Below are 10,005 nucleotides of genomic sequence, written 5' to 3'. Positions count from 1 at the left end.
GCTCGTTCTCAACAACACTTCGACCACGCCGGAGGTGAACCGCGCCCGGCGCCCCCCAAACAGACAACGAATAGTGTTAGCAGTCCCTACGGGCGCGGATATTTGGCGTAGATGGCCTCCACGGCCTCCACATCGCGCGCGGAGCCGATGAAGAGGGGCGTGCGGGCGTGGAGTTTGTCGGGTTGCCGGTCGAGGATACGGCCGTAGCCGTCGGAGGCTTTGCCGCGAGCCTGTTCGGCCAGGAAGGCCAGCGGGTTGGCTTCGCACATGAGGCGGAGCTTGCCGTTGGGTTTGGCCTTGTCGGGCGGATACATGTAGATGCCGCCGTAGATGAGGGTCCGGTGGAAGTCGGCCACCAGCGAGCCGACGTAGCGGGCGGAGTAGTTCTTGCCGTTGGAGGCGGGCGCCGTATGGAACCATTCCACGGCTTCGCGCGTGGCCTCGTCCCAGTTCTGGCGGTTTCCTTCGTTGACGGAATAGATGTAGCCCTGTTCGGGGATGGTCATGTCGGGATGCGAGAGCAGGAACTCGCCCACGCCGGGGTCGAGGGTGAAGCCGTGCACGCCCTGCCCGGTGCTCAGCACGAGCATGGTGGAGGGGCCGTAGAGCACATAGCCCGCGGCGACCTGTTTCCAGCCGGGCTGGAGCACTTCCTCCAGCGTCACTTCACCGTCGTTGCCTTCGGGGCGGCGCAGGATGGAGAAGATGGTGCCCACGTTGACGTTGACGTCGATATTGGAGGAGCCGTCCAGCGGGTCGAAGATCAGGATGTAGTCCCCGCGCGGAAATTCGGGCCGCACGCGGATGAGGTCCGGCTCTTCCTCGCTGGACATGGCGCACAGCGCGCCGCAGCGCTCCATGCGGTACATCATGATGCGGTTGGCGATGTCGTCCAGCTTCTGGACGTTCTCGCCCTGCACGTTGATCTCCCCGGTCCCGCCGAGCACGTCCAGCAGCCCCGCCTTGTTGATGCGGAAGGCGATGGACTTGCCCGAAAGGATGAGGTCGTACAGCAGGCCGGTGAACTGCCCCGTGGCGTGCGGCGACTTCTTTTGATGCAGGAGCAGATGCTCTGTAACCGTGACTTCAGTATTCATGCTCATGTTTCCTCATCGTGGCGGATGCGCGCGACATCAGTTGCGCGGCCCGAAGGGACTGGGGCGTCCCCCCGGCAGTGTCGCGGGCTTGGACGGTTCCTCGGTCGCGGCGGGAGACGCCTCCTCCGGCGCTTCGGCGGGCTTTGCCGCCGGTTCGGCCTTTTCCGCGGCGGGCGCGGCCTTTTCGGCTCCGCTCTCCTGCGCGGGCGCGGCGCCCTGCCCGGCATCAGGCTGGGTCGCAGCGGGCGTCTCGGCGGGTGCGGTCTCGCTCGCGCTGTCGGTGGGACGTGCGCCGCGCGGTCCGAAGGGACTGGGCATCTGCACGGCCGGACGCGGTTCCGGCTTGGGCGTTTCCGGGATCTCCAGCGCCTCGTCGGGGATATGCAGACGGCGACGCTGCGGACGGCGGACCTGCACGTTCTCGCCTTCGAGCTGGCGCTCCTGCACGCGAGACTTGCGCGCGGGCGCGGGCTGGCCGGGTTCGAGCACGGACTGCTCGCTGCCGGGCTGGATGTCGTGCGGCTGCTGCGTGGCGCGGATCTCGGCATCCGCCGCGCTCAGCGGGTCGAGGGCCTCCTCGGAAGCGCCGAACTGCGGCGTGGTGGACGGCGCTTCGTCGTCCTTCTTCTTGCGTTCGGGCTGCGGCGGGGGCGGCAGCTTTTCGGTGATCTGCGGGAAGAAGCGCGTGCCCTGATTGACGTCGCCGTTGCCTTCGGGGAAGGTCCCGGACTCGACCACGGCAAAGATGAGCGGCAGGTTGCCGAGGTAGCGCACCTGATAGTAGAAGCTGCCGCGATCGTTGGTGCAGGTGCCGCTGGTGCTCTTGCGGGCGGCGGTATCCCAGTCCACCCCGGCCAGCGGCGTGGCGGCGAAGTCGTACTTGCCCGGCCAGAGCAACGCCGAGGGCGAGAGGATGACGAGATCTTCCGGGCTGCTGGAGAATTTGGAGAGCGCCCGCATGTCGAAGTGGGCCACCACCACGCCGAGGAAGTCCATGCCGTCATAGAGCGGCGCGGCCAGCATCACTTCCGGGCCGAGGGGGCTTTGCTGCACATAGCCGCGCAGGGCGCGGCTGTTCTGCTTCTTGTCCTCGTAGAGGAGCGGGATGAAGTCGAGGTTCTTCAGGCTGGGGCCAGGCTCGTGGCCGAGCAGCGTGCCGTCGTACTTGACCCCGGCAAAGCCGCTCACCCACGGGTAGTCGGCAAAAAGCTTATCCAGCCATTCCCGCGTCGGGGCCCTGTCGGCGTTCATCATGGTGCGCTCGAAGCGGGAAAGCTCCACGTCGATACCCATCATGCAGGTGGACAGCGCCATGGCGCGCGGCGAAAGGTCGCCCTTTTCGCTGTAATCCACCTTGGCGGGCACGCTGACGTAGCTGTACCAGAGGTCCTTGGTGGTCTTCCAGGCGTTCTTGGTCGGCTGGTAGGAACTGCAGGCGCACAGGGCCAGACTGCCCGCGAGCACCGTTCCGCACAGAATCGTTTTCTTCACGCGCGTGCCTCCCGGATCAGTTCTGGGCCCTGGCTTCGACGCGCTCGGCCAGCGCTTCGAGCACGTTGATGAGCTTTTCCTTGCCGGGGACGGCCTCAAGCGGCTGGTCCGTGGCCGGTTCGAGCACGGTCTGCCCGGACAGGCGGGCGGTCAGCGTGGCGATGCGCTGATGCAGGTCGGCGCGCTCTTCCTCGGAGGCTGCAGCGGCTTCCAGCTCCTGATAGATGTCCAGCGCGCCGCGCAGGTCGCCCTGCTCGGCCAGCACTTCGGCCATGGAGCGCGTCCGCAGGGAGAAGCCTTCCTCGCCCTCTTCCGCGCCGCCGTCGGCCTGCGCGGCGGGGGCCACCACCAGCCGGGGCGCGGCGGGGGTCAGCGCGTCGGCCGAGGCCACGTCAGGCTCAGCGGCAAGCGTATCCTCGGCATCGGCTTGCGCCTCGTCGTCCTCACCGGCGAAATTGACGGGCATGTCCAGCTCGGCGTCACGCGGCAGCGGCATGTCGGCGGGCAGCACGTCGTCGTCGTTCTCCTCTTCCGCCGCGGGTTCGGCGGCGAAGGGATGCGCGGCGGGCGCGGCCGTATCCGCTTCGGGCGCGGCGGGCGCTTCCGCTTCGGGGACTTCGGCGGCAAGGGCCTCGGCGGCCGGGGCTTCGACGACCGGAGCTTCGACGGCCGGGACCTCGACGACAGGGGCCGAGGCGGCCAGCACCTTGTCCGCCACCTTCCCGGCGGCGGGCGTCAGTTCACCGAGCACGGCGTCCAGGCCCTTTTCCATGAGCGTGCTCACGGAGATGGGGCCATAGAGGAAATTCACCGCCATGAGGCGCAGGGCGGCCGACATCTCGGGCGATTCGCCCGCCGTGCGCAGACACACGGCCCAGGCCTGCCAGAAATGGGCGTAGGACGAGAACAGGCGGCTCATCTCCCGCACATGGACGGTGCAATCCGCCTGACGGCCGGCCTTGTAGAGCAGTTCGATGAGGAAGAGACGCGCCTCCATGTGCTCGGGGTGGCGGCTCAGCCCGTGTTCCAGCGCGGCCACGGCCTCGTCGATCTCGTTGCGCGAGGCGTAGAGATGGGCCAGCGGCAGAAACACCTTGGAGTTGGGCTCCAGTTCCAGAACTTCCTTGTACCATTCAATTTTTTCCGTCATCATCAGCCGTCCCGTTAGCGGCGTCCTTATCGGACGAGAAAAGATACAGCAACTCGTTCTCCCGGACATAATGCAGACGTTCGCGGATCATCTTCTCCACGTACTGCTTGTCTGTCTGCAAAAGGCGGATCTCCCGGCTCAGGGCGAGGTTTTCCGCGTCGATGCGGGCTATCTCCTGCTCCATCGAGGCGTAGGTACGCTTGAGGTCGCGATAGACCAGGATACCGCCCTCGCCCCAGACCATATGGAAGAACAAAATCAGGTTGAGGGTCCAGAGCGAGACGAGGATGGCGACTCGCGCGACCATCTATTGCAACACCCTGCGCCCGCCGGCCCCCATGCTGGGGCGCAGCTCGGACAAAAAGACCGCTGTCGCCGTCTCCAGACGGCAGACGTCCGCCTCGACCAGCGCCATGCCGTCCACCTGTGCCAGAAAGGCCCGCAGAGCCTCCAGCTCGCGGGCAAAGACCTGCTCAAGGCCGCTGTCCTGCATTTGCGGCTCAAGCTCGAGGATCGTCTGTATGCAGTTCTTCAGCCGCAGCTGAAGTTTGCTTGCGCTGCTTTCCATAGAAGCCCACACAGTAATTGATACAGGAAAAGATGGCCATGAGCATGGCGAGATAGAGCAGCCATTCCCCCACGCGCCACAGCTCATGCCCCCAGTAGGGATAATGCAGGGTCATGGGGATGATGGCGCATATCTGCAGCACCGTCTTGGCCTTGCCGAACTTGTCGGCCGCCAGCACGATGCCCTCGTCCCGCGCGATGGCCCGCAGGCCGGTCACGATCAGCTCGCGGCACACCATGACGATGACCACCCAGGCCGGGGCCCATTGCAGATGGACGAACATGATGAGCACCGAGCAGACGAGCACCTTGTCCGCCAGCGGATCGAGGAATTTCCCCATGCTCGTGACCATGTTCCGGCGGCGGGCGATGTAGCCGTCCACCCAGTCCGTCAACGAGGCGAAGGCGAAGGCGAGGGCCGCCAGGAAGCAAAAGACCGGTCCTTCAAAATACAAAAGGACGATGATCAGCGGCACCATCAGGATGCGCAGCAACGTTATCTTGTTGGCCAGGTTCATGGGCAATCGTCGGCTCCGACAGGGAATCATTGGCACTTAACACATTTTCCGCCGGGATAAAAGCGGAAATACGGCGCGGTCCCCGGAGGGGCCGCGGCCCCTCCGGCATGGCGTGTACGCTATTCCGCGGGCGGCACGGCCGCCTTGCCGGCTTCCGCCGCTTCCGCGACGGCGTCGGCCACTTTCAGGAAAGCCTCCTTGGCGGCGCTCTCCTGATCCAGGAAGACCACCGGCACGCCCCTGTCCGCCGACACCACGGTCACCGGGTCCAGCGGCACTTCCCCAAGGAAGGGCACGCCGTAATGCGCGGCCAGCTCCTTGCCGCCGCCCTTCTTGAACAGGTCGATCTCCGTATGGCAGTGCGGGCAGACCAGTCCGCTCATGTTCTCCACCACGCCGAGCAGCTTGCCCTCGGCATGATGCAGGAAGTTGACGGCCTTGCGCACGTCGGCCAGCGAGATCTCCTGCGGGGTGGTCACGGCCACGCACAGGGCGTCGGGGATGAGCTTGAGCACGGTCATGTGCTCGTCCCCGGTGCCGGGCGGCGAGTCGATGAACAGGAAATCAAGATCCCCCCAGGCCACGTCCGAAAGGAACTGCCGGATGGCCGCCGTCTTCTTGGGACCGCGCCAGAGGATGGCCGTATTGCGGTCCTGCAGCAGCGAATCCATGGAGATCACGGAAAGATTGCCGTTGTAGCGGGAGGGCACGAGTGCGTTGTCCTCGTTCATGTCGATGCCGGACGGCAGGCCCAGCAGATTGGGCACGCTGGGGCCGTGGATATCCACGTCCATGATGCCCACCTTGAAGCCCCGATGGGCCAGCGCCGCGGCCACGTTGACGGTGACCGAGCTCTTGCCCACGCCGCCCTTGCCGCTCATGACGAAGATCTTGTGCCGGATGCGTCCCAGACGCCGGGCGATCGTCTCGTCCTGCTTGTTCATGGCGCTCTCGAGACAGCCCTCGCCCCCCGGATGCCCTGCCGAGGCGCAGGACGAGGCGGAGGAACAGGAAGAACAGGAAGCCATAACCTTGCTCCTTGCTGCGGCGGATCTACCAGCCGTGATCGCCCACCAGATCCACGAAGGTGGCCGGGCCGAGATCCGTTTTTTCGATGATGGCCCCGCGGCGCTCCAGACGCAACAGGCGCTGGTTGCGGGGTTTTGTCCCTACAGGAATAAGCAGGATGCCGCCGTCGTCAAGCTGCCGCAGCAGGGGCTGCGGGACGACCGGCCCGCCCGCCGTGACGATGATGCGGTCATACGGCGCGGCATCCGGCAGGCCCAGCGTGCCGTCCCCCAGCAGGCTGTGCACGTCGCGCAGCGCCAGCGACTGGAAGAGCCGCCGCGTGTGCTGGTGCAGCTCGCGCACGCATTCGATGGTGATGACCATGCAGCCCAGCGCGGCCAGTACCGCCGTCTGATAGCCGGAGCCCGTCCCCACCTCCAGCACGCGGCAGCCGGGGAAGGTCTCCAGCAGCATGGTCATGCGGGCCACGGTGGACGGCTGGGAGATGGTCTGCCCGTATCCTATGGGCAGGGCCGTGTCCTCATAGGCGTGGGCGCGCAGCGCCTCCTGCACGAAGAGATGCCGGGGCACGGCGTTCATGGCCGCCAGCACCGCCGCATCCCGTATGCCGCGCGCCTCCAGCTCGCGCACCATACGGGCGCGCTGGCGCTTGGGATCCACCCGCGCGGGGCGCGGCGGGACGGAGGATGGAGGACCTGAATACTGCATGACACCGACACAAAACAGATTTTGCCAAGCAAGTCAACGTGCCCGGTCGGGCGGCGCCGCCCGCGACGGCAGACCATTCTTGAAAAAATCGACGAAGTATGCAAGGCTGAAAGTCTTGCATACAAGGAGTCCATCATGCGCAAAAAAGGGTTTTTCTCCTCGATCCTGATGCTGCTGGTCATCGGGGTCCTTGGAGCCGCGGCCTACGTTTTCTTCAAGGATATGGACGGACCGACCGTCACCGTCAGCCCGGAGACGGATCGCATCTCCCCGGCGAGCGTCCTGACCGTCACCATGAGCGACCCCGCCGGCATCCGCTCGCTCAGCGTGGGCATCCGCAAGAATAACGTGGTCAACACCATCTTCAGCAAGCATTTCGATCAGTACCTCACCGAGCGCACCGTGGAAGTGCCCTTCAAGGACGCCGGGCTGCGCGAAGGGGCCTTCGAGCTGGAGATCAAGGCTACCGACGCCTCGCTGGCCGGTTTCGGACAGGGCAACACCCGCACCGAGCTGCGCTCCATGCGTCTGGACACCCAGCCCCCGCGCATCTCCGTCAAGACCCTCCCCCCCTACGTCCGGCGCGGCGGCTCCACGGTCATCAAGTACACCATCGACGAGGACGTGGCCGCCAGCGGCGTGCTGGTGGCGGGCTACTTCGTGCCCGGCTACCGCCAGAAGGACGGCAGCTACCTCTGCTACTTCCCCTTCCCCTACACCATGACCGCCGCGCAGTACAAGAACGCCGTCGAGATCACGGCCACCGACCTTGCGGGCAACACCACCCGCAACCGCCTCACCGTCATGGCCCTGGAACGCAAGTTCAAGAGCGACAGCATCAACATCAGCGACGACTTCCTCATGAGCGTGCAGAACAAGCTCGGCCACCTCGCGCCGCAAGCCTCCTCCCCGCTCGACTGCTACCTGACCATCAATAACAACGTCCGCGCCGCCAATGTGGAATCCCTGCGCGAACTCAGCCGCGATACCGTGGCCGGTCAGCTCTGGGACGGCACCTTCACCCGCCTGCCCCGCTCCGCCCCGCGCGCGGGCTTCGCGGATCATCGCTTCTTCAGCTATCAGGGCAAGCAGGTGGGCGAATCCTACCATCTGGGCTTCGACCTCGCCTCCGTCCGCAATGCCGACATCCCCGCCGCCAACAGCGGCCGCGTCATCTTCGTGGGCGATATGGGCATCTACGGCAATCTCATCGTCATCGACCACGGCATGGGCCTCATGTCCCTCTACTCGCATTGCAGCGAGATCAGCGTGAGCAAGGGCACCGTGGTCAAGAAGGGCGACATCATCGGCAAGACCGGCAGCACCGGTCTGGCCTTCGGGGACCATCTGCATTTCGGCATCCTGGTGGGCGGGGTGGAAGTCACGCCGCTGGAATGGCTGGACGGCAAGTGGATCCGCGACAACATCACCGGCCGTCTCAGCGGCGCGCAGTGACCGGCCGCCACACGATGCGAAAAGGGGGACCATCCGTATGGTCCCCCTTTTTTCGTCCCCGCTCGCCCCTGCCGGACGGTCCGGCCGCTCCCGTACCGGCGTCCGACCGGGGCCTGTTGACGCTGTTCGCTCCCGTCCACCCCAAACAAACAGCGAGAGCAATTCCACATTGAAAATGTGGATTGCTCTGGTAGTCGCGAGAGCGACTACCCGCAACCGAACACACGGAAAAACCACGCTTTTTCCGTAGTGTGAGGGCAGCGTCAGCATTGAGATCGGACACGATTTCAATGCGGATCCGCTCTAATAGTGTCAACAGGCCCTGGGGCATTTCCAGTTTGAAACGTCTACTTCTTCCACTTGCCCGGTTGGAGCATATGCTCCGGCGCAAGCAGCGCGTCGAGCTGCTCCTCGCTCATCAGGCCCCGCTCCCGCACGATGTCCACCAGAGAACGCCCGCTCTCCAGCGCCTCGCGGGCGATGGAAGCCGATGTCTCGTACCCCAGATAGGGATTGAGCGCCGTCACGATGCCGATGGAATGATACACCATCTCCCGGCAGCGCTCCCGGTTGGCCGTGATGCCGCGGATGCAGTAGTCCACCAGACTGCGGCAGCCCGCCCCCAGCCGCTTCATGCCCGAAAAGAGCGAATAGGCGATGACCGGTTCCATGACGTTGAGCTCGAGCTGCCCGGCCTCGGCCGCCAGCGTGATGGTCACGTCCTTGCCGATGATGTCGAAACAGATCTGGTTCATGACCTCGGGCATGACCGGATTGACCTTGCCCGGCATGATGGACGATCCCGGCTGGCGCGGCGGCAGGTTGATCTCGTTGAGGCCGCAGCGCGGACCGGAGGACAGCAGGCGCAGGTCGTTGCATATCTTGGAGATCTTGGTGGCGCAGCGCTTGAGCACCCCGGAAAGCTGCACATAGGCCCCGGTATCGGACGTGGCCTCCACCATGTTGCCCGCCATCTCCACCGGCACGCCCGCCACTTCCCGCAGCTTGCGCGTGACCAGCGCGGCATAGCCCTCGGGACTGTTGATGCCCGTGCCGATGGCCGTTGCGCCCATATTGATCTCGGCAATGAGGTTGCGCGCCTCACCCACGCGCATCATGTCCTCATGGATGGTCTCGGCATAGGCGGCGAACTCCATGCCCAGCGTCATGGGGACGGCATCCTGCAACTGCGTGCGGCCCATCTTGATGACATCCCGGAACTCCTCCGCCTTGTCGGCCAGCGCCTGCCGCAAGTAGTCCATGTCCGCGATGAGCTGGGTCAGCTTGGCGTACAGGGCGATGCGGATGGCCGTGGGATACGCGTCATTGGTGGACTGCGAGCAGTTCACGTCATTGTTGGGGTGGCAATACTGGTACTCGCCCTTCTTGTGCCCCATGATCTCCAGCGCCCGATTGGCGATGACCTCATTGGCGTTCATGTTGCACGAGGTCCCCGCGCCCCCCTGGAAAACGTCCACCGGGAACTGATCGTCGAACTTGCCCGCCACCACCTCGTCACAAGCCTTGCAGATGGCGTCGCACTTCTCCCGCGAAAGCACGCCCAGCTCACAGTTGGCCAGCGCGGCCGCCTTCTTCACGCAGGCCATGCCCTGGATGAACTTGCTGAGGATGGAGATGCTGATGCCGGAGATCTTGAAATTCTCCACAGCCCGGTACGTCTGGATGCCGTAATAAATGTCGGCGGGGATATCCAGCTCCCCAAGAAAATCGTGTTCCTTGCGTGTCTCGCTCATGCTCGGTCCTTTCGTTGCGTGGCTAAGTGTCGGGAAGGCGACCGCCCCCCCGCACGAATCTACCCGCAACGCCGCCGCATGGCAACGTGCCGCAGGCCGTCCAGCCTGACGGGTACGGCTCATCTGGGGGGAAGGGGGACCCCTCGCTCTGCTGTCGATGCCCGTAAGGCTCCTGCGTCGCCAACGGGCACGGCCCTGCGGGCCGCCCGTTGGGTCGCTGCCGGCGCGGGAGGGGT

Annotated in this window: 10 protein-coding genes; 1 reads left to right on the top strand and 9 read right to left on the bottom strand. The window is 65.2% G+C overall.

Annotation, left to right across the window (positions count from 1 at the left end):
- Positions 1-86: 86 nt before the first annotated feature.
- The 8 genes from fbp to Q0K00_RS10125 form a co-directional block, all read right to left on the bottom strand.
- Positions 87-1,097: a class 1 fructose-bisphosphatase gene (gene fbp, locus Q0K00_RS10160; RefSeq protein ID WP_297229192.1), complete on the bottom strand. Its 1,011-nt coding sequence runs from the start codon at positions 1,095-1,097 to the stop codon at positions 87-89.
- 36 nt (positions 1,098-1,133) lie between these two features.
- Positions 1,134-2,588 carry a hypothetical protein gene (locus Q0K00_RS10155; RefSeq protein ID WP_297229190.1) on the bottom strand — a complete coding sequence of 485 codons (1,455 nt, stop codon included), beginning with the start codon at positions 2,586-2,588 and terminating at the stop codon, positions 1,134-1,136.
- A gap of 16 nt (positions 2,589-2,604) precedes the next feature.
- The gene (locus Q0K00_RS10150) at positions 2,605-3,741 is read right to left on the bottom strand and encodes a hypothetical protein (protein WP_297229187.1); all 1,137 of its coding nucleotides are present in this window, start codon (positions 3,739-3,741) and stop codon (positions 2,605-2,607) included.
- Entirely contained in the window at positions 3,722-4,045 is a 324-nt protein-coding gene (locus tag Q0K00_RS10145; RefSeq protein WP_297229185.1) for a septum formation initiator family protein, read from the bottom strand. Before Q0K00_RS10145 ends, Q0K00_RS10150 begins: the two co-directional genes overlap by 20 nt.
- Entirely contained in the window at positions 4,046-4,231 is a 186-nt protein-coding gene (locus Q0K00_RS10140; protein WP_297229183.1) for a hypothetical protein, read from the bottom strand. It abuts the gene before it with no gap.
- A gap of 7 nt (positions 4,232-4,238) precedes the next feature.
- Complete coding sequence (gene pgsA / locus Q0K00_RS10135) at positions 4,239-4,823, bottom strand: CDP-diacylglycerol--glycerol-3-phosphate 3-phosphatidyltransferase (protein ID WP_297229181.1); 585 nt, start codon at positions 4,821-4,823, stop codon at positions 4,239-4,241.
- A 119-nt stretch (positions 4,824-4,942) separates the two neighbouring features.
- Positions 4,943-5,851 carry an Mrp/NBP35 family ATP-binding protein gene (locus Q0K00_RS10130; RefSeq protein WP_297229180.1) on the bottom strand — a complete coding sequence of 303 codons (909 nt, stop codon included), beginning with the start codon at positions 5,849-5,851 and terminating at the stop codon, positions 4,943-4,945.
- A gap of 25 nt (positions 5,852-5,876) precedes the next feature.
- Positions 5,877-6,560, bottom strand: coding sequence for a protein-L-isoaspartate(D-aspartate) O-methyltransferase (locus Q0K00_RS10125; protein ID WP_297229178.1), 684 nt, complete (start codon positions 6,558-6,560; stop codon positions 5,877-5,879).
- Between the two features lie 135 nt (positions 6,561-6,695).
- On the opposite strand from Q0K00_RS10125, the gene Q0K00_RS10120 reads away from it, so the two are divergent.
- Positions 6,696-8,015: a M23 family metallopeptidase gene (locus Q0K00_RS10120; protein WP_297229176.1), complete on the top strand. Its 1,320-nt coding sequence runs from the start codon at positions 6,696-6,698 to the stop codon at positions 8,013-8,015.
- 347 nt (positions 8,016-8,362) lie between these two features.
- On the opposite strand, the gene aspA is transcribed toward Q0K00_RS10120, so the two are convergent.
- Positions 8,363-9,769, bottom strand: coding sequence for an aspartate ammonia-lyase (gene aspA, locus Q0K00_RS10115; RefSeq protein ID WP_297229174.1), 1,407 nt, complete (start codon positions 9,767-9,769; stop codon positions 8,363-8,365).
- Positions 9,770-10,005 lie beyond the last annotated feature (236 nt).

Origin of the sequence: uncultured Desulfovibrio sp., from assembly GCF_944327235.1 — a bacterium.
Classification (GTDB): Bacteria; Desulfobacterota; Desulfovibrionia; order Desulfovibrionales; family Desulfovibrionaceae; genus Desulfovibrio.
The sequence above is the reverse complement of the archived record's forward strand: the minus strand, read 5'-3'. Positions and strand labels throughout refer to the sequence as shown.

Coding starts and splice junctions, on each gene's coding strand:
- Q0K00_RS10145 (WP_297229185.1), bottom strand. CDS start 4,045: ATGGTCGCGCGAGTCGCCATCCTCGTCTCGCTCTGGACCCTCAACCTG.
- pgsA (WP_297229181.1), bottom strand. CDS start 4,823: ATGAACCTGGCCAACAAGATAACGTTGCTGCGCATCCTGATGGTGCCG.
- Q0K00_RS10125 (WP_297229178.1), bottom strand. CDS start 6,560: ATGCAGTATTCAGGTCCTCCATCCTCCGTCCCGCCGCGCCCCGCGCGG.
- Q0K00_RS10150 (WP_297229187.1), bottom strand. CDS start 3,741: ATGATGACGGAAAAAATTGAATGGTACAAGGAAGTTCTGGAACTGGAG.
- aspA (WP_297229174.1), bottom strand. CDS start 9,769: ATGAGCGAGACACGCAAGGAACACGATTTTCTTGGGGAGCTGGATATC.
- Q0K00_RS10130 (WP_297229180.1), bottom strand. CDS start 5,851: ATGGCTTCCTGTTCTTCCTGTTCCTCCGCCTCGTCCTGCGCCTCGGCA.
- Q0K00_RS10140 (WP_297229183.1), bottom strand. CDS start 4,231: ATGCAGGACAGCGGCCTTGAGCAGGTCTTTGCCCGCGAGCTGGAGGCT.
- fbp (WP_297229192.1), bottom strand. CDS start 1,097: ATGAATACTGAAGTCACGGTTACAGAGCATCTGCTCCTGCATCAAAAG.
- Q0K00_RS10120 (WP_297229176.1), top strand. CDS start 6,696: ATGCGCAAAAAAGGGTTTTTCTCCTCGATCCTGATGCTGCTGGTCATC.